This is a genomic window from Streptomyces sp. TLI_053 (assembly GCF_900105395.1).
In the GTDB taxonomy this organism is placed as follows: domain Bacteria; phylum Actinomycetota; class Actinomycetes; order Streptomycetales; family Streptomycetaceae; genus Kitasatospora.
Window position 1 is genome coordinate 3066033 of sequence record NZ_LT629775.1, and the last position, 24979, is coordinate 3091011.

The window sequence follows — 24979 nt, forward strand, 5'->3', positions numbered from 1 at the left end:
GTCAGTACCGCCAGCGGGTGGCGGCGGCCAGCTGCTCGGGTGCCGCGTCCGCGTACTGCTCGGCCTCGGCCTGACGGACGGCCAGCACCGCCTCGAACAGCGGATCGCCGAGCGCCTCCCGGAGCACGGCGGAGCCCCGGTAGGCGGCCAGCGCCTCGGCCGGGCCGGTCGGCAGCCGGGGGAAGGTGCCGGGCTCGGCCAGGGCAGGGTCCCCGGTGGACTCCGGCGGCAGCGCGAGCCGCTGCTCCCGCCCGGCGAGGCCGGCGGCGATCACCGCGCCGACCGCCAGGTACGGGTTGGCGGTGGCGTCGAAGCACTTGATCTCGGCGTTGGCGGCGGAGGACCGCTCGCCGGTGGAGCCGGTGACCAGGCGGAGCGCGGCCTCGCGGTTCTCCAGCCCCCAGCACTGGTAGGCCCCGGCCCAGTGCGTGGGGACCAGGCGGAGATAGCCGGCCGGGCTGGAGCAGCCGAGCACCAGCAGCTCGGGCAGCGCGCCGAGCACCCCGGCCAGGAAGCCCTCGGCCTCGGCGGTCAGCCCGTGCGGGCCGGGGCCGCCGTGCGCGAGGTTGTGCCCCTCGCGCCAGAGGCTGAGGTGGAGGTGGCCGCCGTTGCCGACCCCGCCGGCCTCGACCGCCGGGGCGAAGGAGGCCCGCAGACCGTGCCGGGCGGAGACGGCCCGGACGGTGTGCCGGACCAGTACCGAGGTGTCGGCGGCCTCGACCGGACCCTCCGGGGCGACCGAGACCTCGAACTGCCCGGGCGCGTACTCGGGGTGGATCTGGAGCACGGTCAGGCCCTGCTCGCCGAGGGCGCGGAGGACGTCGCGCAGGTAGTCGGAGAGGTCGGTGAGCCGCTGCATGCCGTAGGCCGGGCCGGCCGTCGGGTAACGGGGCTCCTCCCCCTCCGGGCCGGCCAGCGCGACCACCCACTCGATCTCGATCCCGGCCTTGAGGGCCAGGCCCTGCTCGGCCGCGGCGGCCACCGCCCGGCGGGCGAAGAGCCGCTGGCAGCCGGGGTGCGGGGCGCCGCCCTGGGTGTAGCGGTCCCCCGGGGCCCAGGCCCAGCCGGGCTGGGCGGCGAGCGGGACGATCCGCTCGACGTCGGGGTAGAGCCGGAGGTCGCCGGTGGGGCCGCCGATCAGCCGGCTGGTGACGACGGAGTCGTCGGCCAGGAAGACGTCGAAGCAGGGGGCGGCGCCGACGCCCCACTGCGCCGCGTGCACCAGGCCGCCGAGCGGCACCGCCTTGACCCGGGCGATGCCGGCGTTGTCCACCCAGGTGACGGCGACCGCCTCGACCCCGGAGCCCCGCAGCCGGTCGGCGGCGGCCCGCGCGCGCTCGCCGCGCTCGGCCCGGTCCGCCCGCGGCGGCAGCACGGCGCCGGCACCGGACTCGACGTGCCCGGCCGGGCCGGGGGCGGGTCGGGCGGCGGACCCGGCGGCGGGCTCGGGTCGGTCCGTGGCAACGGTTCCAGTGGTCATGCCCCCATGGTTCCCAGCCCCGCCGGGCCGCGTAACTCCCCTATCGGGTGGTCCGAACGGACGTCCGTCCACGACCTCACCCGCACGGGTGATCACCCGGTCGTGAGCAGCGGAACTCCTGTCCCCCACCCCCTTCCTACTCGCCGGTAGCTTCGCTACAGTGTCCGCACGCACCACTGCCGGGCTTCGGGAGCCGCACCGGCGGGGCGCCGTCCGCCGCGCCGGGAACCGCGGGGCCGACGGCGGACGACGGTGCGTTCGTTCACCGGCCGGTGCCGCGGATCGCGGCCGGGGCCGGATTTCTCTCCTCTGTGTTCAGAGCCGCTTCCTTCACCCCGAGCGCCTGAGTACCACGGCACACCCGCAGCACCGCCGGAGCGGACCGGCGGCTGCGCGGTGGCCGCAACCGTCATCCCCCCGCACCGCGCGCGGACCCTCCTGCGGAGCGCGCGCCCTCGTTCCGGGGGCGCGCCCTCCGGAGCGCGCGCGGGCCTTCCATGACAAGGAGTCAGGACAGATGGAGCGTCCCTTCCCCACGGTCGCCGTGGTCGGACTCGGCACGATGGGCACCGGCGTCGCCGTCGCGGTCGCCAGGAGCGGCCGCCGGGTGATCGGCATCGAGGCCGACGAGAACTCCGCCGCCCGGGCCCTGGCCCGGATCGAGGAGTCCACCGCGCACGCGGTGGCCCGGGAGCGGCTCACCGCCGAGGAGCGGGCCGGGCTGCTCGCCAGGCTCACCGTCGGCCACGCGCTGGAGGCCGCCGCCGAGGCGGACCTGGTGATCGAGGAGGTGCCCGAGCAGCTGGAGCTGAAGCGGGAGGTCTTCGCGGCGCTGGACCGGATCTGCCCGGCCGAGACCGTGTTCGCCACCGGCACCACCGCGCTCTCGGTGACCCGGATCGCCGCCGCCACCGCCCGCCCGGACCGGGTGCTCGGGCTGCACTTCTTCAACCCGGTGCACACCATGAAGCTGGTCGAGGTGGTGCGCACCGTGCTCACCGCCCCGCAGGTCGCCGAGGACGCCGCGGCGCTGGCCCGGGACCTCGGCAAGGAGCCGGTGGCGGCCGGCGACCGGGCCGGCTTCGTGGTCAACGGACTGCTCTTCGCGTACCTGAACCAGGCCGCCGCGATGTACGAGTCCAGGTACGCCACCCGGGAGGACATCGACGCCGCGATGCGGCTGGGCTGCGGCCTGCCGATGGGGCCGCTGGCCCTGCTCGACCTGATCGGCGTGGACACCGCGAGGACCGTCCTGGAGGCGATGTACGAGCAGTCCAGGGACCGGCTGCACGCGCCCGCGCCGATCCTCGGCCAGCTGGTCTCGGCCGGACTGCTGGGCCGCAAGACCGGCCGCGGCTTCTACACCTACGAGGCGCCCGGCTCCTCCCGGGCCGTCGACACCACCGCCGGCCCGGCCCGGCCGGGGGTGTCCGGCCGGGAGGTGCGCAGCATCGGCGTCTGCGGCTCGGGCACCATGGCGACCGGCATCGTCGAGGTGTTCGCCAAGGCCGGGTACCCCGTGCTGCTGGCCGCCCGGAGCCTGGAGAAGGCCGAGCGGGCCAAGGCCCAGCTGGCCAGGTCGCTGGAGCGCTCGGTGGCGAAGGGCCGGCTGACCGAGCAGCAGCGGGACGCCGCCCTGGGCCTGGTGACGCCGGTCGGGCAGTACGGCGAGCTGGCGGACGTGGACCTGGTGGTCGAGGCGGTGGCCGAGGACCTCGCGGTCAAGCGCGAGCTGTTCACCGCGCTGGACGCGATCGTCAAGCCGGGCGCGGTGCTGGCCACCACCACCTCCTCGCTGCCGGTGGTCGCGTGCGCCTCGGCCACCGGGCGGCCGCAGGACGTGGTCGGCATGCACTTCTTCAACCCGGCGCCGGCGATGCGGCTGGTCGAGGTGGTCTCCACGGTGCTGACAGCGCCGGAGGTCACCGCGACCGTGCTGGAGCTGTGCGCGAAGGTCCGCAAGCACCCGGTGGAGTGCGGGGACCGGGCCGGCTTCATCGTGAACGCGCTGCTCTTCCCCTATCTCAACGACGCGGTGCGGATGCTCCAGGAGCACTACGCGACGGTGGACGACATCGACACCGCGATGAAGCTCGGCTGCGGCTACCCGATGGGTCCGTTCGAGCTGCTGGACGTGGTCGGCCTGGACGTCTCGCTGACCATCGAGCAGGTGCTGCACCAGGAGTTCCGCGAGCCGGGCCTGGCCGCGGCGCCGCTGCTGGAGCACCTGGTGGCGGCGGGCTGCCTGGGCCGCAAGACCGGCCGCGGTTTCCGCGACCACGCGCGCCGATGACCACGCCGCCGTCCTACGGGGGAGCTCCCGACCGGCCGCCGTTCCGCGCGGAGCGGGCCGGCTGGGGGGCAGGTTCGGTGTCCGCGCACTGGCCGAGACCGGCGGTGGGCGGACCGGTCGCCCCGGTCCGCCGGGCAAGGCCCCCTGCTCCGGCGCCGGGGGCGTGTAGCGTTCCGGGCATGGATCGGGTTCAGTCAGTCTCCCCGCAGCAGTCGGCCCCGCAGCAGTCCGCGCCGGCGCGTGACGGCCGGCCGGCCGGGACGGGCTCGGAGGGGGGCCAGGGCAGCCGCCGGGCGGCGGCCCAGCGCCAGCAGATGCGCCAGGACCTGGCCACCGCCGCGATGGAGCTGTTCGCCTCGCAGGGCTACGAGGAGACCACGGTCGACCAGATCGCCGCGGCGGCCGGGGTGGCCCGGCGGACCTTCTTCCGGTACTTCCGGTCCAAGGAGGAGGCGATCTTCCCGGACCACGACGACACCCTGGTGCGGGTCGCCGACCTGCTGGCCAGCGCCGAGCCGGAGGAGCACCCGCTGGACGTGGTCTGCCGGGGCATCAAGGAGGTGCTGCGGATGTACGCCTCCACGCCCGGGGTCTCGGTGGCCAGGTACCAGCTGATCCGCCAGGTGCCGACGCTGCGGGAGCGGGAGATCGCCGTGGTGGCCCGCTACGAGCGGCTGTTCACCCGTTACCTGCTGGGCCGGTTCGACACCGCCGGGGAGATCCCCGCGGGCTGGCAGCACGGCGGCGAGGACGACTCGATGCTGGCCGAGGTGTCGGCGGCGGCGGTGGTCGCGGCGCACAACCACGTCCTGCGGCGCTGGCTGCGGGCCGGCGGGCGGGGCGACGTGGAGGCGCAGCTGGACCACTCCTTCGAGGTGATCCGGCAGACCTTCTGGGGCTCCAGCGCGCCGGGGGCGCGGCGGCGCGGTGCCGTGGTGGCACCGGGTGCCAGTGGGGCGGAGGCGGAGGCCTCGACCTCGCGCGCACCGAGTGCCACCGCTGGAGGTGAGGTACTCATCACAGTCACCCGGACGGACGCTCCGCTGGAGCTGGTGGTGGATGCCGTGCGGGCCGCCCTGGAGGGCGTCAAGCAGGCCTGACCGCAGGAGTTTTCGCAGGTCACAAGGGATTCGAGGGCCCGTGCCGGAGTGTCGGCACGGGCCTTTTCGATGCCCTCCGCGAGCCCTCCGGAGGTGCCGCCGATCCGTCCGAATTGGTGGCACCGCGTGTCTTTACGAGTGGCACAGGGTGCCACTACCTTGTTACCCACCAGTCGCGGCGCCGCGGCTCCCCACCTCGGCGCGCCGTCGTACCGGCGCTCCCCGACCCCGGGGGCGACCCACCGCATAACCGGCCCACCAGCCACCCCGGCCCACCAGCCACCCACACCCACCACCCCGTTCAGCGAAGCCGGTGTCCGCTCCCGGCTCCCCCAGACGCCCTGTGCCCTCACACAGGTACGCCTTCGGAGGCAGCCATGAAGGAAATCCTCGACGCGATCCTCAGCTCCGACAGCACCTCGGCGGACTTCGCCAACGTGAAGCTGCCGGAGTCCTACCGGGCGGTCACGCTCCACAAGGACGAGGAGCAGATGTTCGCGGGCCTCGACAGCCGCGACAAGGACCCGCGCAAGTCCCTCCACCTCGACGACGTCCCGCTGCCCGAGCTGGGCCCGGGCGAGGCCCTGGTCGCCGTGATGGCGAGCGCGGTGAACTACAACACCGTGTGGAGCTCGATCTTCGAGCCGGTCTCCACCTTCGGCTTCCTGGAGCGCTACGGCCGGCTCTCCCCGCTCACCAAGCGCCACGACCTGCCGTACCACGTGCTCGGCTCCGACCTGGCGGGCGTGGTGCTGCGCACCGGCGCCGGGGTCAACGCCTGGAAGCCGGGCGACGAGGTGGTCGCCCACTGCCTGTCCGTCGAGCTGGAGTCCTCGGACGGCCACAACGACACGATGATGGACCCGGAGCAGCGGATCTGGGGCTTCGAGACCAACTTCGGCGGCCTGGCCCAGCTGGCCCTGGTGAAGACCAACCAGCTGATGCCCAAGCCCGCCCACCTGACCTGGGAGGAGGCCGCCTCCCCCGGCCTGGTCAACTCCACCGCCTACCGCCAGCTGGTCTCGCAGAACGGCGCGGGCATGAAGCAGGGCGACAACGTGCTGATCTGGGGCGCCAGCGGCGGCCTCGGCTCGTACGCCACCCAGTACGCGCTGGCCGGCGGCGCCACCCCGATCTGCGTGGTCTCCAGCCCGGAGAAGGCCGACATCTGCCGGGCGATGGGCGCCGAGGCGATCATCGACCGCTCCGCCGAGGGCTACCGGTTCTGGAAGGACGAGCAGAACCAGGACCCGCGCGAGTGGAAGCGCTTCGGCGGGCGGATCCGCGAGCTGACCGGCGGCGAGGACGTCGACATCGTCTTCGAGCACCCCGGCCGGGAGACCTTCGGCGCCAGCGTCTACGTCACCCGCAAGGGCGGCACCATCGTCACCTGCGCCTCCACCTCCGGCTACATGCACCAGTACGACAACCGCTACCTGTGGATGTCGCTCAAGAGGATCGTCGGCTCGCACTTCGCCAACTACCGCGAGGCCTGGGAGGCCAACCGCCTGGTGGCCAAGGGCAAGATCCACCCGACCGTGTCCAAGGTCTACCCGCTGGAGCAGACCGGGCAGGCCTCGCTCGACGTCCACCAGAACCGGCACCAGGGCAAGGTCGGCGTGCTCTGCCTCGCCCCCGAGGAGGGCCTGGGCGTGCGCGACGCCGAGCTGCGCGCCAAGCACCTGCCCGCGATCAACCTCTTCCGCGAGGTCACCGAGCGGACCATCCAGCCGAGCCGCGACATCTAAGGCGACCCGATGACCGACCAGAAGCGCGACCGGCCCTGGCTGATGCGCACCTACGCCGGGCACTCGACGGCCGAGGACTCCAACGCGCTGTACCGGCGGAACCTCGCCAAGGGGCAGACCGGCCTCTCGGTGGCGTTCGACCTGCCGACCCAGACCGGCTACGACTCCGACCACATCCTCGCCCGCGGCGAGGTCGGCCGGGTCGGGGTGCCGGTGGGCCACGTCGGCGACATGCGCACCCTGTTCGACGGCATCCCGCTCGAGCAGACCAACACCTCCATGACGATCAACGCCACCGCGATGTGGCTGCTGGCGCTCTACCAGGTGGTCGCCGAGGAGCAGGGCGCGGACATCGCCAAGCTCACCGGCACCACCCAGAACGACATCGTCAAGGAGTACCTGTCGCGCGGGACGCACGTCTTCCCGCCCGGCCCCTCGGTGCGCCTGATCACCGACATGATCGCCTACACGGTCGGGAACATCCCGAAGTGGAACCCGATCAACATCTGCAGCTACCACCTCCAGGAGGCCGGGGCCACCCCGGTCCAGGAGATCGCCTACGCGATGTGCACCGCGATCGAGGTGCTGGACGCCGTCCGCGACTCCGGCCAGGTGCCGGCCGAGCGGATGGGCGAGGTGGTCGCCCGGATCTCCTTCTTCGTCAACGCCGGGGTGCGGTTCGTCGAGGAGATGTGCAAGATGCGGGCCTTCGGCCGGCTCTGGGAGAAGGTCACCCGGGAGCGGTACGGCATCGAGGACCCCAAGCAGCGCCGGTTCCGCTACGGCGTGCAGGTCAACTCGCTCGGCCTGACCGAGGCCCAGCCGGAGAACAACGTCCAGCGGATCGTGCTGGAGATGCTCGCCGTCACGCTCTCCAAGGACGCCCGCGCCCGCGCCGTCCAGCTGCCCGCCTGGAACGAGGCGCTCGGCCTGCCCCGCCCGTGGGACCAGCAGTGGTCGCTGCGGATCCAGCAGGTGCTGGCCTTCGAGTCCGACCTGCTGGAGTACGGGGACATCTTCAACGGCTCCGAGGTGATCGAGGCCAAGACCGAGGCGCTGCTGGCGGGCGCCGAGGCCGAGATCGCCAAGGTGCTGGGGATGGGCGGGGTCATCCCGGCCGTCGAGTCCGGCTACCTGAAGTCCAACCTGGTCGCCTCGCACGCCGCCCGCCGGGCCCGGATCGAGTCCGGCGAGGACAAGATCATCGGGGTCAACTGCTTCGACACCACCGAGGAGAGCCCGCTCACGGCCGACCTCGACACCGCGATCATGGTCGTCGACCCGGCCTCCGAGCAGTCCGTGCTGACCGCGCTGGAGGCCTGGCGCGGTCAGCGCGACGAGGCGGCCGCGCTGAGCGCCCTGGCGGAGCTCAAGGCCGTCGCCGGCACCACCGCCAACCTCGTGCCGGCCACCCTGGCCTGCGCCCGGGCCGGGGTCACCACCGGCGAGTGGGCCTTCGCCCTGCGCGAGGTGTTCGGCGAGTACCGCGCGCCCACCGGCGTCGGCGGCGCCCCGGTCGCGGTCCCGGCCGAGCCCGGCGGCGAGCTGGCGGCCGTCCGCGAGGCGGTCGCCGCGACCGCCGCCGAACTCGGCGCCGGCAAGCTGCGGCTGCTGGTCGGCAAGCCCGGCCTGGACGGGCACTCCAACGGGGCCGAGCAGATCGCCGTCCGGGCCCGCGACGCCGGGTTCGAGGTGGTCTACCAGGGCATCCGGCTCACCCCGGAGCAGATCGTCTCCGCCGCCGTCGCCGAGGACGTCCACTGCGTGGGCCTGTCGATCCTCTCCGGCGCCCACTCCGAGCTGGTGCCGGACGTGCTGCACCGGCTGCGCCGGGCCGGGGTGGAGGATGTCCCGGTGATCGTGGGTGGCATCATCCCGGCAGCGGACGGCGAGGCCCTCAGGGCCGCCGGCGTCGCCGCCGTGTTCACCCCGAAGGACTTCGGCATCACGACCATCATCGGCCGGATCGTGGACGAGATCCGGCTGGCCAACAGGCTCCAGCCCTGGACGCCGGCCCCGGCCACGACGACCAGCTGACCCCGGAAGGAACCACCCCCTTGTCCCAGAACCGCCTCCGCCCGCGCCGTTCCTGCCTCGCCGTGCCGGGCTCCAACCCGCGCTTCCTGGAGAAGGCCCAGGGCCTGCAGGCCGACCAGGTCTTCCTCGACCTGGAGGACGCCTGCGCCCCCCTGGTCAAGGAGAGCGCCCGCCACACCGTCGTCGACGCCCTGAACAACGGCGACTGGACCGGCAAGACCCGGGTCGTGCGGGTCAACGACTGGACCACCCACTGGACCTACCGCGACGTGATCACCGTGGTCGAGGGCGCCGGCACGAACCTCGACTGCATCATGCTGCCGAAGGTCCAGGACGCCGAGCAGGTGAAGGCGCTCGACCTGCTGCTCACCCAGATCGAGAAGACCATGGGCTTCGAGGTCGGCCGGATCGGCATCGAGGCGCAGATCGAGAACGCCAAGGGCCTCATCAACGTCGACACCATCGCCCAGGCCTCGCCCCGGCTGGAGACCATCATCTTCGGCCCGGCCGACTTCATGGCCTCGATCAACATGAAGTCGCTGGTGGTCGGCGAGCAGCCGCCCGGCTACTCGGCCGACGCCTACCACTACATCCTGATGCGCATCCTGATGGCCGCCCGCGCCAACGACCTCCAGGCGATCGACGGCCCCTACCTCCAGATCCGCAACCAGGAGGGCTACCGCGAGGTGGCCGGCCGCGCCGCCGCGCTGGGCTTCGACGGCAAGTGGGTGCTGCACCCGGACCAGATCGGCGCCGCCAACGAGATCTTCTCGCCCTCCCAGGAGGACTACGACCACGCCGAGCTGATCCTCGACGCCTACGACTGGTGCACCTCCGAGGCCGGCGGCTTCAAGGGCTCGGCGATGCTCGGCGACGAGATGATCGACGAGGCCAGCCGCAAGATGGCGCTGGTCGTCTCCGGCAAGGGCCGCGCGGCCGGTATGAAGCGCACCTCCACGTTCGAGCCCCCGCAGGCCTGAGACCGGTCAGGAGCCGTCGATCATGCAGTTCGGACGCACCTACGAAGAGTTCGAGGTCGGCGCCGTCTACCGGCACTGGCCCGGCAAGACGGTCACCGAGTACGACGACCACCTCTTCTGTCTGCTCACCATGAACCACCACCCGCTCCACATGGACACCAACTACGCGGAGCGGACCACCGACTTCGGCAAGAACGTGGTGGTGGGCAACTACATCTACTCGCTGCTGCTGGGCATGTCCGTCCCGGACGTCTCCGGCAAGGCGATCGCCAACCTGGAGATCGAGTCGCTGCGGCACGTCGCGCCGACCTTCCACGGCGACACGATCTACGGCGAGACCACCGTGCTCGACAAGTGGCCGTCCAAGTCCAAGGACGACCGCGGCATCGTGTACGTCGAGACCAAGGGCTACAAGCAGGACGGCACGGTCGTCTGCGTCTTCCGCCGCAAGGTGATGGTGCCGACCGCGACGTACATCGAGGCGCGCGGCGGCGAGCAGCCCGCCCGGCCGACGCCGCTCGCCTGAGCCCTCTCGAAGCCCCGCCCCCAGGACCCCGGACGGGCCCGGCCGCCGTCATCGGCCGTGCCCCGCACCGGTTCACGGGGGCTCCGCGGAGCCACGCCCGCGGAGCCCCCGTCCACTTCCCCCACCCTCGTTTTTCCAGGCATGACAGGAGCCGCACGATGGGACGCCTCGCACAGACCGACGGCCTCACCGAGATCCAGCGGGACATCCTCGCCACCGTGCGCGAGTTCGTCGACAAGGAGATCATCCCGGTCGCGACCGAGCTGGAGCACAAGGACGAGTACCCGACGGCGATCGTCGAGGGCATGAAGGAGCTCGGGCTCTTCGGCCTGACCATCCCCGAGGAGTACGGCGGCCTCGGCGAGTCGCTGCTGACCTACGCGCTGGTGGTCGAGGAGATCGCCCGCGGCTGGATGTCCGTCTCCGGCATCGTCAACACCCACTTCATCGTCGCCCACATGATCAACGCGCACGGCACCCAGGAGCAGAAGGACCACTTCCTGCCGCGGATGGCCGCCGGCGAGATCCGCGGCGCCTTCTCGATGTCCGAGCCCGGCCTCGGCTCCGACGTCGCGGCGATCAGTACCAAGGGTGTGAAGGACGGGAACTTCTACGTCCTCAACGGCCAGAAGATGTGGCTGACCAACGGCGGCACCTCCAGCCTGGTCGCGGTGCTCTGCCGGACCGACGAGGGCGGCTCCACCCCGTACAAGAACATGACCACCTTCCTGGTCGAGAAGACGCCGGGCTTCGGCGCCAACCCGACCGTCCCCGGCCTCACCGTGCCCGGGAAGATCGAGAAGATGGGCTACAAGGGCGTCGACACCACCGAGCTGGTGCTCCAGGACGTCCGGATCCCGGCCGACCGGATCCTCGGCGGCGTCCCCGGCCGGGGCTTCTACCAGATGATGGACGGCGTCGAGGTCGGCCGGGTCAACGTGGCCGCGCGCGGCTGCGGCGTCGCCCGCCGCGCCTTCGAGCTGGGCATCTCCTACGCCCAGCAGCGCTCCACCTTCGGCAAGAAGATCGCCGAGCACCAGGCGATCCAGTTCAAGCTCGCCGAGATGGCCACCAAGGTCGAGGCCGCGCACCAGATGATGGTCATGGCCGCCCGCAAGAAGGACAGCGGCGAGCGCAACGACCTCGAGGCGGGCATGGCGAAGTACCTCGCCTCCGAGTACTGCAAGGAGGTCGTCGAGGACGCCTTCCGCATCCACGGCGGCTACGGCTTCTCCAAGGAGTACGAGATCGAGCGGCTCTACCGGGAGGCCCCGATGCTGCTGATCGGTGAAGGTACTGCGGAGATCCAGAAGATGATCATCGGACGCCGGCTGCTCGAGGAGTACCGCATCGCGGGCTGAGCACCCCGCTGCGGGGCTCGCGGCCGGCCCGCGAGACCGCCGGACGACGGGCGTGCGGGCCCGTCCCGGCACCGCGCCGTGTCCCGCCCCGGAGGCCTGGTCCGCCCCGGGGACGACACGGCCGCTCCGGAGCGGCCGCAGGGCGTACAGCTGCTGTCACACGCCCTGCGGCCGCTCCGGCACACCGTCCCGCGCCCCCGACGGGCAGTCCGGGAGGACCGGCCGGGCAGCGTTGAGACATGAGTCACCAGCTTCGCCCGGTCCCTTGGGAACCGGAGCGGGGCGAGCTACGGTCGTATACAAGGGGGCGCGTCGGCGCCTCCCGCAGGTCACATGAACGAGCAGGCGGGTTGCCCACCCACCGTGTGCTCCCGATAGCATCCACCGGGACAGCAGACGTCCCTCTATTACCCGATCCCGCGGTGGCCCCCGTCCAGCGGCCATGATCCCCCGCGACAAAGGTCTTCGATGCCCATCAGCCCGTCCCCTCACTCCTCCGTCACGGACCGCGATGCCCTCGCCGCCACGACGGCCGGCCGGCGACCCCGCGTGACCATCGCGCGCGGAGCCACCCCCTGGTTCGTCCCCACCCTCGCCACGGCCGCCGTGACCACCGCGCTCACCCGGCGCAGTGGCAAGTGGGCCCTGGCCGCGGTACCCGCCTGTGCGCTCGGCGCCGGCATGCTGTGGTTCTTCCGCGACCCCGAGCGTGAGATCGGCACGGGCAGAGTGATCTCCCCCGCCGACGGCGTGGTCCAGAGCATCGACGCGTGGCCGGACGGCCGGACCCGCGTGGCGATCTTCATGAGCCCGCTCAACGTCCACGTCAACCGGGCGCCCCTGCCCGGCACGGTGACCTCCGTCGAGCACGTGCCCGGTGGCTTCGTGCCCGCGTTCAACAAGGACAGCGACCAGAACGAGCGGGTCGTCTGGCACTTCGACACCGAGCTCGGCGACATCGAGATGGTCCAGATCGCGGGCGCCGTGGCGCGCCGCATCGTGCCGTACGTCGACGCCGGTACCAAGGTCGAGCAGGGCGAGCGGATCGGTCTGATCCGCTTCGGGTCCCGGGTCGACACCTACCTGCCGGCCGGCGTCGAGGTCGGCGTCGAGGTCGGCCAGAAGACCACCGCCGGGGTGACGCGCCTTGACCGTGACTGATCCTGAGACGATCGTCGGCCTGGACGACGAGGAGACGGCCCTGCGCCGTCGCCGCTGGGCCCGCGACCGCGAGCTGCGCGCGCCGCGCTCGCCCCAGCACCTCTCCACCGCCGACTTCCTCACCCTGGGGAACGCCGTCTGCGGCTTCCTGGCGATCTACTCGATCACCACCGGGGTGCTCGTCCCGCACATCACCAACCCGGACGCCGCGCCGGACAAGCACAGCGCCGCCACCGCGGTGACGCTGCTGCTGATCGGCTCGATGTGCGACCTGTTCGACGGCCTGGTGGCGCGCAAGCTGCGCTCCTCCGCGCTGGGCGCCGAACTCGACAACCTGGCCGACCTGATCAGCTTCGGCATCGCGCCGGCCTACTTCGTCGCGGTCTGGGGCATGGTCTCGCCCGGCTCCAACAGCCGGCTGTCGGCGCTGATCGCGCTGACCGTGCTGCTCGCGGTGGTACTGCGGCTCGCCCGCTTCTCCACCGTGAAGATGCGGCCGGGGGTGTTCCAGGGCATGCCCTGCCCGATGGGCGCGATGACGGTGATCGCCATCGTGCTGCTCGACCCACCGTTCCTGCCCGGTCTGCTGGCGATCTTCGCCGTCGCGTACCTCATGGTCAGCCGGATCGAGTACCCGAAGCCGCAGGGGCTGCTGGCCACCGCCACGCTGTGCTGGATCGTGGTCTCGATCGGCTGCCTGGCGGCCTGGGCGACCGGTCTGCCGGGCGGCGACAACCTGCTGCACATCGGCGCGTTCGCGCAGATCGCGCTCGCCGCGATGGCGCCGCTGCTGGTGATCCGCCGCAAGGTCGGCCAGAAGGTCGGCGACGTGCGGGCCCGCCGCGCGGAGTCGCGGATCGGCTGACGACCGCCGCAGGACATGCGGAAGGGCCCGGCTCCCCGAGGGGAGCCGGGCCCTTCCGCATGTCCTGGCGCCGTCCGCGCGAACCGCTCGCTCAGGCACCGCCGCGGTGCACGCTGAACGCCGAGCGGCGGGCCGCCCGGGCCACCGCCGGGTCCGGGTGGACGCCGGAGACGGCCGTCAGCACCGAGGCCGCCCGGGGGTGCCCGGACTGCCGGGCCCGGGCGAACAGCCGCACCGGATCACCGGCCGAGGCGCCCTCGACATGGCCCACCAGAAGTTCCGTTTCCCCGTGGTCCAGCACGGCCGCGGCGGTGTCCACCCAGAGCCAGGCGGCGTCCTCCGCGCCCAGCACGTCGGCCGGCGAGACCCCCTCGTCCGAGCGCTCGGCCAGCCACAGCAGCGCGTACGGGCGCAGCACCGGCTCGTCGACGGCGGCCCGGACGGCCTGCTCGGCGGTGGATCCGGCCACCCTCAGCGCCTCGAAGGCCAGGCCGCGCACCAGGGCGTCCTCGCCCTGCGCGGCCTCCAGCAGCTCGGCCACCGCCCGGTCGGCGGGGCGGGCGGCCAGCCAGGCCCGGTACTCGGCGCGGGCCGGGCCCGGCGAGTAGTCGGCGCAGGCGCTCAGCAGTTCCATCGCGCTCTGCTCGATGTGGCCGGCGGCGGTCTGCGCGACGGTGCAGATCTCCTCCAGCTTGGCCCGCACCGCCCAGTGCCCGAGCGGCGAGAGCTCGGCGGCGTTGTCCTCGCGGACCAGCGCGCCGACGGCGGCCAGGCCGTCCAGCATCCAGTCCAGGACGGCGGCGACGTCGGCCGGCGAGGCCGGGGTGTCGATCTGCGGCTCGCGGCAGGTGCCGCGGACGGCGGAGACGGCGGAGGCCGCGTGCGGGACGGGCGAGAGGCCGAAGGCGCCCTCGCCGCCGCCGACCCGGCGCTCGTCCAGGCCGCGCCGGAGCAGTTCCAGCAGCTCGACGTCGGCGACCGGGCCGTCCACCAGGTGCAGGAAGGAGAGCAGCTGGGGCGCCTGGTCGACGGCCTGTCCGGCGAGGACCGCGAACACGCCGCGCAGGGCGGCGGGCGGCACCGGGGCGAGCAGGGTCCAGGCGTCGAACAGGGTCGACCAGCCGCGGATCACCGCCTCGTCGTCGTGCTCCCAGGCGTGCAGGCGCCAGCCGGGGACGGCGCCGCCGTCGCGGGGCTCGACCAGGCCGACCAGCAGGGCCTGGCCCCAGGCCTTGGCGGCGGCGCCCACCGTCATGGCGAGGGCGCGGCCGGCGGCGCGGGCGTCCTCGGGGAGCAGTTCGCCGCGCTTGTCGACCTCCTCGAGGTCGCCGGCCCAGCGGGCGATCCGGACGGCGTCGACCAGCATCCGGCGGGCCAGCGGGGCCAGCTCGGCGGGTGCGGGGAAGCCCTCCGGGACGGGGACCCGGCCTCGGCCGGGGGCGGGGGCGGGGCCTCGTCGGCGGGGTACGCCCTGGCTCCCCGGCCTCGCGCCGGCGGGGCGGTGGGCCGTTCCGGGGAGACGGGTCACCGTCGCGCCGGAACCGTTGGTCGGCGGGAGCGGGGCATCACGGTCGCGCGGATTCCGAGACGTCACGTCGAGCAGTCTTCCCCTTGTACCGGCCTTCTGTCACATCCGGTTGTCCGCGCGGGGCGGGGCGGGGGCGCGGGGGGATCGACAAGATCGGGCAACAGAGGCCAAACCGACTGGCTTGATCTTTGTGGCGGGTCCATGCCAGGTGGGGCGGCCCGGAGGGGCCGGTGGTCCGGAGGGGGTCCCGGGCGGCCCGCGCGCCGCCCTCCGTCCGCCGGCCGCTCACCCGCTCCCCCCGGCTCCCCGGCCCCGCGCGACGCGGCGGGGAGCACCCGGCGGGGCCGGAGCCGGGGCGGCGGGGGCGACGGGGGCGGCGGCTCAGCAGAAGGGCGTGAGCCAGCGGCGCAGGGTCTCGGAGTAGCGGTCCGGGTCGGTGTTCCACAGCGCGGCGTGGTCGCCGCCGGGGAAGGCCTGGAGGTTCACCAGGGACGGACGGCTCGCGGCCAGCCGCTCGGCGGCCCGGAACGGCGCCACCGGATCGTCGGGGCCGTGCAGCACCAGGGTGGGCACCCGCAGGTCGGTGCCCTCCGCGAGACGGGCGAAGTCGGCCAGATCCACGCCGGTCCGGCCCTCGGCGGCCAGCGCGCCGAGTTCGGCGGCCGCGCCCCGGTACCCGGCCCTGGCCGCGCCCCGGCGGGCCGTGGCCGGCCAGTCCAGCACCGGGGAGTCCAGGACCAGGCTGCTGACCGAGGAGGCGAAGTCCGAGCGGGCGGCGGCCTGCAGGGCCATCGTGGCGCCCAGCGACCAGCCGTACAGCACCACCCGGCCCGCGCCGCCGTCCAGGGCCAGCCGGATCGCCGCCTCGACGTCCCGCCACTCCGTCTCGCCGAAGTGGCCCAGGCCGTCGGGGGAGGCCGGCGCGCCCGCGTCGCCCCGGTAGCTGACCGCCAGCGCGGGCAGGCCGAGCCGCCGCAGCACGGGCAGGACGGGCAGCACCTGGGCGCGGTCGGCGTCCGGGCCGTGCACCAGGATCACCCAGGTGCCGCGCTTGCCGTCCAGCCACCAGGCGGGCAGCGCGCCCAGCTCCCCCTCGACGGCGGTCTCGCCGAAGGTCAGGCCGAGGGCCGAGGCCGGGTCGCCGAGGTACACCCGCGGGGTGAAGCGGACCTCGGTACCGGGGGCGAGGGTGCCACGGTCGGCGCGGACCAGGCGGCGGGTGACGCCCCGTTCGTCGCGGTGCAGGACCTCCTCGACGACGGCGTGCCCGTCCTCCCCCCACTCGACGGCCCAGCGCCCGGGGCGCTCGCTCTCCGCGCTCCGGGTGAAGGTGATCCGCCCGGCCCCCAGGCTCTGGACCACGACCGGGCCGGTCCGCTCCCGGGCGGCCCCGGCCGGGCGGACCATCCGCTCCGAGGCCCGGCGGCCGATCACCAGGACGGCCGCCCCGGTGCCGACCGCGGCGGCCGCCACGGTGGCCGCGATTCCCCAACGCATACTCGCTCCCCGCTGCTCGGTTCTGGGCCGACCGGTGTCCGGACCCACGTCACAGCCCAGTCCACTGGCCGCGACCCGGCCGGGCCAGCAGGACACGGCCGTACGGGTTGCCGCGCGGGGAGGGCCGCACCGGGATCGTCAGAACGAGAGTGCCAGAACGAACGCCGGATCACACGGGGATCGCGGGCTCCCGTCGGGCCAGCAGCTCCCAGAAGTGCTCGACCGGCGGGCCCCCGGCCGCGGACGGCGCGGCCGCCCCCTCGGCGGGCCCCCAGCCGCCGGACCCCCAGTGCGCGGGCACCTGCCGCTCGTCCTGGAGCACGGGCAGGACGGCCTCGAGGTCCGCCCGGTCCACCGGCACGATCCGGACGATCGCGCCGACCTGCGCCTGCCAGCGGCCGTCCACGCAGCGCCGCAGCCGCCGGTCCAGCTCCTCCCGGCGGCCGGTGGCCGCGACCAGCTCCCGCAGGGTCAGGCCCAGCACGTGCGCGAGCGCGGCCGTCGGCTCGGCGTCGCCGTCCCACTGGCCGGTGACCTCGGCCCGCCGGTACTCCCCGGCCGGGACGCCGATCCGGCGGGCCGCGCCGTCCTGGCTCAGTTCGCGGGCGAGCCGGAAGTCCCGCAGGCTCGCCGGGCGGACACCCATCAGCTGCTCGGGCGGGCACCACAGCGCCCGGGCCAGGGCGAGGAACTCCTCCTCGCCGGGGGGCGGACCGCCGTTCTCCCAGCCGAGGACGTGGGCCGGGAGCAGCCGGACGCCGTGCGCGGCCATCCCCTCGGCGACCTGCTCGGGCGTCAGGCCGAGGGCGGCGCGGTGGGCGCGGACGGCGGCGGGCGAGAACGGCACCGGGGGCGGCGGGGCGGGCGGGGCGGACCGGGCCGGACGTGCGAAGAGGTGGGGGCGCTGGGGTCGCATGGGTCCCGACGGTAGGCGCGGCGCCGGGTGGTGCCCCAGCCGACGAACGCACGAAGCGGGGCGGGCGCGCCGCCCGGCGGGGGTGGAGGATCGCACAGCGGGGCGCGGTCCGGCGGCGGGCGGCCTCGGAGGTAGCGACGGGGCACGGCGGGCCGCCGGGGCGGGCGGCGGACGGGTGCCGGGGCGGGCACGGGGCAGGTGCCGAGCGGGTGCCGGGGCGGCCGCCGGGAGGGCCCCGGCGTGTGACCAACCCCTCCGCGACCTCGGTTGACTCCCCCTTCGGGCCCGTGATGGGATCCTTCAGCCATTACGGAGGCAAGCAGAGGAAGCCGGTGCGAGTCCGGCGCGGTCCCGCCACTGTCACCGGGGAGCACGACCGGAGTTCAGCCACGGAGGGCCGTCAGCGGCCGCCGGAAGGCCCGGGAGCGCGTCCGACCCGGGAGCCAGGAGACTCTCGCCCCCGGTACGTCGATCCAGGGCGCGGACCCTGAGTGAGGACACGCACGCGATGCAGGCTGCCCCGCCGGGCCGGGACCTCCCCCCGAGCACTCCGCCGACCGCGCCACCCGCCCTCCCTTGCGCCCGCTGACCCGGGCCGCCGCGTTCGGCGCGGGCGCCGTCGCCGGGTACCTGGCCGACGCCCGGTTCGGCGATCCGCGCCGCGGCCACCCGGTGGCCGGCTTCGGCAGCGCGGCCGGTCGGCTGGAGCGGCTGCTGTGGCGCGACGACCGCGCGGCCGGCACCGCCTACACCGCGCTGTGCGTGGGCGCCGTCGCGGCCGGCGCGGTGGCCGCCGACCGGCTGCTGGCCCGACGGCCGCTCGGCCGGGCCGCGCTCGCCGCCGCCGCGACCTGGACGGTGCTCGGCGGCACCTCGCTGACCCGGGAGGCCCGCACCGTCGGCCGCGCGCTGACGGCCGGTGACCTGACGGCGGCCCGGGAACGGCTGCCGCACCTGTGCGGACGCGACCCGAGCGCCCTGGACGAGCAGCAGATCGCCCGCGCGGTGGTCGAGTCGGTGGCCGAGAACACCGCCGACGCCGTGGTGAACGCCCTGGTCTGGGGCGGCCTGGCCGGTACCCCGGGGCTGCTGGCGTTCCGCGCCGTGAACACCCTGGACGCGATGGTCGGTCACCGCTCGCCGCGCTACGCCCGGTTCGGCTGGGCCTCGGCCCGGCTGGACGACGTGGCGGGCTGGCCGGGCGCCCGGCTGACCGCGCTGCTGACGGTGGCCGCCGCCCCCGAACCGGGCACCGCCTGGCGGATCTGGCGGCGGGACGGCTCCGCGCACCCCAGCCCCAACGCCGGCCAGGCCGAGTCGGCCTTCGCCGGCGCGGTCGGCGTCCGCCTCGGCGGGACGCTCCGGTACGGCGATCGCACGGAGCACCGGCCGGTGCTCGGTGAGGGGCTGCGCCCGGTCGGGGTGGACGACATCGAGCGGGCCTGCGTGCTCTCCCGGCGGGTGGGCGCGCTGGCCCTGGGTACGACCGTCGCCGGGCACCTGCTGCTGCGGGCGGCGCTGATCAGGAAGCGGAGGTACCGGGCATGAGCAAGGCACTGCTGGTCGCCGGGACGACCTCGGACGCCGGCAAGAGCGTGGTCACGGCGGGCATCTGCCGCTGGCTGGCGCGGCAGGGGGTCTCGGTCGCGCCGTTCAAGGCGCAGAACATGTCGCTGAACTCCTTCGTCACCGCCGACGGAGCCGAGATCGGCCGCGCCCAGGTGATGCAGGCGCAGGCCGCCCGGGTCGAGCCGGAGGCGGCGATGAACCCGGTGCTGCTCAAGCCCGGCGCGAACGGCCGCAGCCAGGTGGTGCTGCTGGGCCGCCCGGTCGCCGAGGTCGGCGCGCTGGACTACCGCGAACGCAAGCCGCTGCTGCTGGAACGCGCCCTGGAGTGCCTGGCCGACCTGCGCCGCCGCTTCGACGTGGTGGTCTGCGAGGGCGCCGGCTCGCCCACCGAGATCAACCTGCGGGACCGGGACATCGCCAACATGGGCCTGGCCACCGCGGCCGGCCTGCCGGTCGTCGTGGTCGGGGACATCGACCGCGGCGGCGTGTTCGCGGCCATGTACGGGACGCTGGCGCTGCTGTCGGCGGAGGACCAGCGGCACGTGGCCGGCTGGTTCGTCAACAAGTTCCGCGGCGACGCACGGCTGCTGGCCCCCGGGCTGGAGATGCTGCGGGAGCTGACCGGGCGTCCGGTGCTCGGCACCCTGCCGATGCTGCCGGACCTCTGGCTGGACGCGGAGGACTCGCTCGACCTGTCCACCGTCGTCGACCGGACCGCCGCGCGCGGCCCGCTGGGCGCCGACGTGCTGCGGGTGGCGGTGCTGCGCTTCCCCCGGCTGTCCAACTTCACCGACCTGGACGCGCTCGCCCAGGAACCCGGTGTGCTGGTCCGCTGGGCCACCAGGCCGGAGGAGCTGGCCGACGCCGACCTGGTGGTGCTGCCCGGCACCCGGGCCACCGTCGCCGACCTCGGCTGGCTGCGCGAGCGCGGCTTCGAACCGGTGCTGAGGGCCCGGGCGGCGGCCGGGCTGCCGGTGCTGGGCGTCTGCGGCGGCTACCAGATGCTGGCCGGCTCGATCGTCGACGAGGTCGAGTCGAAGGCGGGCCCGGTGGAGGGCCTCGGGCTGCTGCCGACGTCCGTGCGCTTCGGCGTGGAGAAGGTGCTCGGCCGGCCCGTCGGCGAGGCGTTCGGGGAGCGGGTCGAGGGCTACGAGATCCACCACGGCATCGTCGCGGTCGAGGGCGGGGAGGCCTTCATCTCCGATGACGACGGACAGAGCCTCGACGGGTGCCGGGTGGGTTCCGTCCTGGGCACCACCTGGCACGGCGCGCTGGAGAACGACGGCTTCCGGCGCGCGCTGCTGCGCGAGGTCGCGACGGCGGCCGGCCGGGCGTTCGTCCCCGCGCCGGACACCTCCTTCACCGACGCGCGGGAGGCCCGGCTCGACCGGCTGGGCGAACTGATCGAGGAACACGCCGACACCGACGCGCTGTGGAAGCTGATCGAGGGCGGGGTGCCGGCGGCCGGATCGCTGCCGTTCCTTCCGCCCGGAGCCCCTGGGGAGCATGCATGAGTGACGTCCGATACCCGTTCACCGCGATCGTCGGCATGGCCGACCTGCGGCTCGGCCTGCTGCTGAACGCCGTCTCCCCGGCGGTCGGCGGGGTGCTGGTGCGCGGCGAGAAGGGCACCGCCAAGTCGACCATGGTGCGCGCGCTGGCCGGGCTGCTGCCCTCCATCGCGACCGTCGACGGCTGCCGCTTCGCCTGCGACCCGGCCGGCCCGGACCCGCAGTGCCCGGACGGCGCGCACGGCGGAGGCACGTCCTCGGAGCGCCCGGCCGAGCTGGTCGAGCTGCCGGTCGGCGTCTCCGAGGACCGGATCGTCGGCTCGCTGGACCTCGAGCGCGCGCTGTCCGAGGGCGTCAAGGCGTACGAGCCGGGGCTGCTGGCCCGGGCGCACCGCGGCGTGCTCTACATCGACGAGGTCAACCTGCTCCAGGACCACGTGGTGGACCTGCTGCTGGACGCCGCCGCGATGGGCCGCTCCTACGTGGAGCGCGAGGGCGTGTCGGTGCGGCACGCGGCGCGCTTCCTGCTGGTCGGCACGATGAACCCGGAGGAGGGCGAGCTGCGGCCGCAGCTGCTCGACCGGTTCGGCCTGACGGTGGAGATCGCCGCCACCCGGGAGCCGGTGGAGCGCGCCGAGGTGGTCCGCCGCCGGCTCGCCTACGACGCCGACCCGGCCGCCTTCGCCGGCCGCTTCGCCGCGGACGAGCGGGCGCTCGCCGACCGGATCACCGCCGCCCGCGAGCTGCTGCCGCAGGTGGAGCTGACCGACGCCGCCCTGCGGCAGATCACCGCCGTCTGCGCGGCGTTCGAGGTGGACGGACTGCGCGCGGACATCGTGATGGCCCGGACCGCCGTCGCGCTGGCCGCCTGGGCGGGCCGGACCGAGGTACTGGCGGAGGACGTCCGCAAGGCCGCCCGGCTGGCGCTGCCGCACCGGCGGCGGCGCAACCCCTTCGACGCCCCCGGGCTGGACGAGGAGCAGTTGGACCGGGTGCTGGAGGAGCACGCCGAGCCGGAGCCCGAGGAGCCGCAGCCGCCGCAGGAGCCCGAGGAGGACCCGGACCCGGAGGGCGGTCCCGAGGGCGACGGCCCCGAGGGTGACGGCCCGCAGGACGGCGGCCCCGACGGCGGCGGTGGCGGCGGCGCACCCGAGCCGTCCGGCCAGGACGGCCCCGACGGCCCGACGGCCGAGGCGCCGGACGCCCCGGCCCAGGACGACGCCCCGGCCCCGCAGCCGGTCCCGCTCCAGCCGCCGTCCCCCGCCCGGGAGACGGCACCGGTCGCGGCCGGCGACCCGTACCGGACCCGGCTGTTCGCCGTGGACGGCACCGGGCGCGGCGCCCAGGGCCGCCGCTCCCCCGCCGAGACCGACAGCGGTCACACCATCAGGGCCCGCCGCCCGCGCGGCCGGCTCGCCCGGCTGCACCTGAGCGCCACCCTGCGCGCCGCCGCCCCGCACCAGCTGGCGCGCGGCCGGTCCTCCCGGGCCCTGGTCCTGCACAAGGACGACTTCCGCGAGCAGGTGCGCCAGGGGCGGGAGTCCAACCTGGTGCTGTTCGTGGTGGACGCCTCCGGCTCGATGGCGGCCCGGCAGCGGATGACCGCGGTCAAGGGCGCGGTGCTGTCGCTGCTGATGGACGCCTACCAGCGCCGGGACAAGATCGGCATGATCACCTTCCGGGGCTCGGACGCCGAGCTGGTGCTGCCGCCGACCTCCTCGGTGGAGGTCGGCGCGGCCCGGCTGGAGTCGCTGCCCACCGGCGGCCGTACCCCGCTGGCGGCCGGACTGCTGCGGGCGCACGAGGTGCTGCGGGTCGAGCGGCTGCGCGACCCGGACCGCCGCCCGCTGCTGGTCGTGGTGACCGACGGCCGGGCCACCGGCGCCCGGGACGCCGTCGCGCGGTCGCACCGGGCGGCCGGACTGCTGGCCGGGCAGGGCGTGGCGAGCGTGGTGCTGGACTGCGAGTCCGGCCCGGTCCGGCTCGGCCTGGCCCGCACCCTGGCCGACCGGCTCCGCGCCACCGCCGTGACCCTGGACGAGCTGCGCGCCGACGGCGTCGCCTCACTGGTCCGCGACAGCCGGGGCGGGAACCGTCCGAGCGGCTCCGCCTCTGCTTCCTCCGCTTCTGCTTCCTCTGCCTCCGCTTCCTCTGCTTCCTCTGCTTCTCCTGCTTCGCGAAAGGCGGCCTGAGCCGACATGCCCAAGGGTGTCCCCGAGAGCGTTCCCGACGACGGCCTGACGACCCGCCAGCGCCGTACCCAGCCGATCACCGCCGTGCACACCGGGCCCGGCAAGGGCAAGTCCACCGCCGCGTTCGGCATGGCCCTGCGGGCCTGGAACCAGGGCTGGTCGGTCGGGGTGTTCCAGTTCGTGAAGTCCGCCAAGTGGAAGGTCGGCGAGGAGAACGCGCTGCGCGTGCTCGGCGCCTCCGGCGAGGGCGGCACCGTCGACTGGCACAAGATGGGCTCCGGCTGGTCCTGGATCCAGCGCACCGGCGAGATGGAGCTGGACAGCGAGGCGGCGGCCAAGGAGGGCTGGGAGCAGGTCAAGCGCGACCTCGCCGCCGAGACCTACCGCTTCTACGTGCTGGACGAGTTCACCTACCCGATGCACTGGGGCTGGATCGACCCGGCGGAGGTGGTGGCCGTGCTCAAGGACCGCCCGGGCAGCCAGCACGTCGTCATCACCGGCCGGTACGCGCCGGAGCTGCTGACCGACGCGGCCGACCTGGTCACCGAGATGACCAAGGTCAAGCACCCGATGGACGCCGGCCGCAAGGGCCAGCGCGGCATCGAGTGGTAGCGCGCCGGGTCCGTCGGACCCGCCGCGCGTCCCGGTAGTACCAGCGAGAGAAGCAGCAGCACCGTGAACATCCCCCGTCTCGTCGTCGCGGCGCCCTCCTCGGGCGCCGGCAAGACCACGATCGCCACCGGCCTGATCGCCGCGCTCGCCGCCCGCGGGCTGGCGGTCTCGCCGCACAAGGTCGGCCCGGACTACATCGACCCGGGCTACCACGGCCTGGCCGCCGGCCGGCCGGGCCGCAACCTGGACGCGTTCATGTGCGGGCCGGAGCGGGTCGCACCACTGTTCCTGCACGGCGCGGCCGGGGCGGACGTGGCGGTGGTCGAGGGTGTGATGGGGCTGTTCGACGGTGCCTCCGGGCGCGGCGAGCTGGCGTCCACCGCGCACGTGTCGAAGCTGCTGCGGGCGCCGGTGGTGCTGGTGGTGGACGCCTCCTCGCAGTCCCGGTCGGTGGCGGCGCTGGTGCACGGCTTCGCCTCCTGGGACCCGGAGGTCCGACTGGCCGGGGTGATCCTCAACCGGGTCGCCTCCGACCGGCACGAACTGCTGCTGCGCGAGGCCCTGGAGGAGGGCTCCGGGGTGCCGGTGCTGGGCTCGGTGCGGCGCTCGGCGGCGGTCGCCACGCCCTCCCGGCACCTGGGGCTGATCCCGGCGGTGGAGCGTTCGGCGCAGGCCCTGCGGGCGGTGGCCGACATGGGCGAACTGGTCGCCGCCTCGGTGGACCTGGACGCGGTGCTGGCGCTGGCCCGCACCGCACCGCCGCTGTCCGCGCAGCCGTGGGACCCGGCCCGCGAGGTGGCCGCGGTCGCCGCCGGCCCCGGTCCGGCTTCCGGTGCGACCCCCGGTCCGGCCTCCGGTGCGGCTTCCGGTGCGGCGCGGCCGAGGATCGCGGTGGCCGGGGGTGCGGCGTTCTCCTTCTCGTACGCCGAGAACACCGAACTGCTGACCGCCGCCGGCGCCGAGGTGGTGCCCTTCGACCCGCTCCACGCCGACACCCTGCCGGAGGGCACGGCGGGCCTGGTGATCGGCGGCGGCTTCCCCGAGCTGTACGTCCGGGAACTCAGCGCGAACGGGCAACTGCGGGCGGCGATCGCGGCGTTCGCCGCCGCGGGCGGACCGGTCGCGGCCGAGTGCGCCGGACTGCTCTACCTCGGGCGGGAGCTGGACGGCCTGCCGATGTGCGGAGTGCTGGACACCTCGGCCCGGATGACCGAGCGGCTGACGCTCGGGTACCGGGAGGCGGTCGCGCTGCACGACTCGGTGCTGGCGCCGACCGGCGCGCGGCTGCGCGGGCACGAGTTCCACCGCACGGTCTGCGAGCCCGGTGCCGGCGAACGGCCCGCCTGGGGCTGGCGGCTGCCGGACGGCCCCCGCACCGAGGGATTCGCGGGCGCGCCGGGGGCACCGAACATTCACGCTTCGTATCTGCACCTGCACTGGGCGGGATACCCGCAGCTCGCCGCCTCCTTCACTGCGGCCGCCGCCGCGCACCGGGCCGGCTGAGCGGGCCGGTGGCCGGTCCGACGGCCCTTCGGGTCTGGTGCTTTGGCCGTCCGGAGCGTCAGAATAGGGACAGACAACCGCATATCGTCCTTTTCGCAAC

Annotated in this window: 18 protein-coding genes and 1 riboswitch; of the genes, 14 read left to right on the plus strand and 4 right to left on the minus strand. The window is 74.5% G+C overall.

The genetic code is table 11. The annotated features are described in order from the left end of the window. Nucleotide 1: 1 nt before the first annotated feature. Nucleotides 2-1480 carry a type I glutamate--ammonia ligase gene (locus BLU95_RS11950; RefSeq protein WP_093860003.1) on the minus strand — a complete coding sequence of 493 codons (1479 nt, stop codon included), beginning with the start codon at nucleotides 1478-1480 and terminating at the stop codon, nucleotides 2-4. Nucleotides 1481-1997: 517 nt separating this feature from the next. Between BLU95_RS11950 and BLU95_RS11955 the strand changes: the two genes are divergently transcribed. The 9 genes from BLU95_RS11955 to BLU95_RS11995 all read left to right on the plus strand — a co-directional run bounded on the left by BLU95_RS11955 (nucleotide 1998) and on the right by BLU95_RS11995 (nucleotide 13551). Next, entirely contained in the window at nucleotides 1998-3773 is a 1776-nt protein-coding gene (locus tag BLU95_RS11955) for a 3-hydroxyacyl-CoA dehydrogenase family protein (RefSeq protein WP_093860004.1), read from the plus strand. Nucleotides 3774-3952: 179 nt separating this feature from the next. Beyond that, a complete protein-coding gene (locus tag BLU95_RS11960) occupies nucleotides 3953-4873 on the plus strand; it encodes a TetR family transcriptional regulator (protein WP_093860005.1) in 921 nt (306 codons plus the stop codon). Between the two features lie 377 nt (nucleotides 4874-5250). Continuing rightward, nucleotides 5251-6621, plus strand: a complete 1371-nt coding sequence (gene ccrA / locus BLU95_RS11965) for a crotonyl-CoA carboxylase/reductase (protein ID WP_093860006.1) — start codon at nucleotides 5251-5253, stop codon at nucleotides 6619-6621. Between the two features lie 9 nt (nucleotides 6622-6630). Next, the gene (locus BLU95_RS11970; RefSeq protein ID WP_093860007.1) at nucleotides 6631-8658 is read left to right on the plus strand and encodes an ethylmalonyl-CoA mutase; all 2028 of its coding nucleotides are present in this window, start codon (nucleotides 6631-6633) and stop codon (nucleotides 8656-8658) included. 20 nt (nucleotides 8659-8678) lie between these two features. Further along, nucleotides 8679-9638 carry an HpcH/HpaI aldolase/citrate lyase family protein gene (locus BLU95_RS11975; protein ID WP_400745948.1) on the plus strand — a complete coding sequence of 320 codons (960 nt, stop codon included), beginning with the start codon at nucleotides 8679-8681 and terminating at the stop codon, nucleotides 9636-9638. A gap of 22 nt (nucleotides 9639-9660) precedes the next feature. After that, on the plus strand, nucleotides 9661-10164 hold the full coding sequence (locus BLU95_RS11980) for a MaoC family dehydratase (RefSeq protein ID WP_030305811.1): 504 nt from the start codon (nucleotides 9661-9663) through the stop codon (nucleotides 10162-10164). A gap of 158 nt (nucleotides 10165-10322) precedes the next feature. After that, a complete protein-coding gene (locus BLU95_RS11985; protein ID WP_093860008.1) occupies nucleotides 10323-11525 on the plus strand; it encodes an acyl-CoA dehydrogenase family protein in 1203 nt (400 codons plus the stop codon). Nucleotides 11526-11993: 468 nt separating this feature from the next. Continuing rightward, on the plus strand, nucleotides 11994-12686 hold the full coding sequence (locus BLU95_RS11990; protein WP_173862041.1) for a phosphatidylserine decarboxylase: 693 nt from the start codon (nucleotides 11994-11996) through the stop codon (nucleotides 12684-12686). Beyond that, nucleotides 12673-13551: a CDP-alcohol phosphatidyltransferase family protein gene (locus tag BLU95_RS11995; RefSeq protein WP_030398304.1), complete on the plus strand. Its 879-nt coding sequence runs from the start codon at nucleotides 12673-12675 to the stop codon at nucleotides 13549-13551. Before BLU95_RS11990 ends, BLU95_RS11995 begins: the two co-directional genes overlap by 14 nt. A gap of 91 nt (nucleotides 13552-13642) precedes the next feature. Here BLU95_RS11995 and BLU95_RS45070 read toward each other — a convergent pair whose 3' ends face one another. The 3 genes from BLU95_RS45070 to BLU95_RS12010 form a co-directional block, all read right to left on the minus strand. Further along, a complete protein-coding gene (locus BLU95_RS45070; RefSeq protein ID WP_286158626.1) occupies nucleotides 13643-15145 on the minus strand; it encodes an amino acid adenylation domain-containing protein in 1503 nt (500 codons plus the stop codon). 315 nt (nucleotides 15146-15460) lie between these two features. Continuing rightward, nucleotides 15461-16576 carry an alpha/beta hydrolase family protein gene (locus tag BLU95_RS12005; protein ID WP_093860010.1) on the minus strand — a complete coding sequence of 372 codons (1116 nt, stop codon included), beginning with the start codon at nucleotides 16574-16576 and terminating at the stop codon, nucleotides 15461-15463. Between the two features lie 169 nt (nucleotides 16577-16745). Further along, nucleotides 16746-17492, minus strand: coding sequence for a helix-turn-helix domain-containing protein (locus tag BLU95_RS12010; RefSeq protein WP_093860011.1), 747 nt, complete (start codon nucleotides 17490-17492; stop codon nucleotides 16746-16748). A gap of 274 nt (nucleotides 17493-17766) precedes the next feature. Next, nucleotides 17767-17965, plus strand: a riboswitch (cobalamin riboswitch). A gap of 103 nt (nucleotides 17966-18068) precedes the next feature. Here BLU95_RS12010 and BLU95_RS12015 point away from each other — a divergent pair. The 5 genes from BLU95_RS12015 to BLU95_RS12035 all read left to right on the plus strand — a co-directional run bounded on the left by BLU95_RS12015 (nucleotide 18069) and on the right by BLU95_RS12035 (nucleotide 24879). After that, nucleotides 18069-19040, plus strand: a complete 972-nt coding sequence (locus BLU95_RS12015; RefSeq protein ID WP_093860012.1) for a cobalamin biosynthesis protein — start codon at nucleotides 18069-18071, stop codon at nucleotides 19038-19040. Next, complete coding sequence (locus BLU95_RS12020) at nucleotides 19037-20575, plus strand: cobyric acid synthase (protein WP_093860013.1); 1539 nt, start codon at nucleotides 19037-19039, stop codon at nucleotides 20573-20575. The genes BLU95_RS12015 and BLU95_RS12020 overlap by 4 nt, the downstream gene beginning before the upstream one ends. After that, nucleotides 20572-22764: a putative cobaltochelatase gene (locus tag BLU95_RS12025; protein WP_093860014.1), complete on the plus strand. Its 2193-nt coding sequence runs from the start codon at nucleotides 20572-20574 to the stop codon at nucleotides 22762-22764. Before BLU95_RS12020 ends, BLU95_RS12025 begins: the two co-directional genes overlap by 4 nt. Nucleotides 22765-22770: 6 nt before the next feature. Next, nucleotides 22771-23376, plus strand: a complete 606-nt coding sequence (cobO, locus tag BLU95_RS12030) for a cob(I)yrinic acid a,c-diamide adenosyltransferase (RefSeq protein ID WP_030398311.1) — start codon at nucleotides 22771-22773, stop codon at nucleotides 23374-23376. A 63-nt stretch (nucleotides 23377-23439) separates the two neighbouring features. After that, nucleotides 23440-24879 (plus strand): cobyrinic acid a,c-diamide synthase CobB, encoded by a 1440-nt coding sequence (locus tag BLU95_RS12035; protein WP_093860015.1) that lies wholly within the window; start codon nucleotides 23440-23442, stop codon nucleotides 24877-24879. The last annotated feature ends 100 nt before the right edge of the window (nucleotides 24880-24979 follow it).

Excerpts from the sequence above, each read along its gene's own strand:
- BLU95_RS11950 (WP_093860003.1), bottom strand. The coding sequence starts at position 1,480 with ATGACCACTGGAACCGTTGCCACGGACCGACCCGAGCCCGCCGCCGGG.
- BLU95_RS11955 (WP_093860004.1), top strand. The coding sequence starts at position 1,998 with ATGGAGCGTCCCTTCCCCACGGTCGCCGTGGTCGGACTCGGCACGATG.
- BLU95_RS11960 (WP_093860005.1), top strand. The coding sequence starts at position 3,953 with ATGGATCGGGTTCAGTCAGTCTCCCCGCAGCAGTCGGCCCCGCAGCAG.
- ccrA (WP_093860006.1), top strand. The coding sequence starts at position 5,251 with ATGAAGGAAATCCTCGACGCGATCCTCAGCTCCGACAGCACCTCGGCG.
- BLU95_RS11970 (WP_093860007.1), top strand. The coding sequence starts at position 6,631 with ATGACCGACCAGAAGCGCGACCGGCCCTGGCTGATGCGCACCTACGCC.
- BLU95_RS11980 (WP_030305811.1), top strand. The coding sequence starts at position 9,661 with ATGCAGTTCGGACGCACCTACGAAGAGTTCGAGGTCGGCGCCGTCTAC.
- BLU95_RS11985 (WP_093860008.1), top strand. The coding sequence starts at position 10,323 with ATGGGACGCCTCGCACAGACCGACGGCCTCACCGAGATCCAGCGGGAC.
- BLU95_RS11990 (WP_173862041.1), top strand. The coding sequence starts at position 11,994 with ATGCCCATCAGCCCGTCCCCTCACTCCTCCGTCACGGACCGCGATGCC.
- BLU95_RS12005 (WP_093860010.1), bottom strand. The coding sequence starts at position 16,576 with ATGCGTTGGGGAATCGCGGCCACCGTGGCGGCCGCCGCGGTCGGCACC.
- BLU95_RS12010 (WP_093860011.1), bottom strand. The coding sequence starts at position 17,492 with ATGCGACCCCAGCGCCCCCACCTCTTCGCACGTCCGGCCCGGTCCGCC.
- BLU95_RS12020 (WP_093860013.1), top strand. The coding sequence starts at position 19,037 with ATGAGCAAGGCACTGCTGGTCGCCGGGACGACCTCGGACGCCGGCAAG.
- BLU95_RS12025 (WP_093860014.1), top strand. The coding sequence starts at position 20,572 with ATGAGTGACGTCCGATACCCGTTCACCGCGATCGTCGGCATGGCCGAC.
- cobO (WP_030398311.1), top strand. The coding sequence starts at position 22,771 with ATGCCCAAGGGTGTCCCCGAGAGCGTTCCCGACGACGGCCTGACGACC.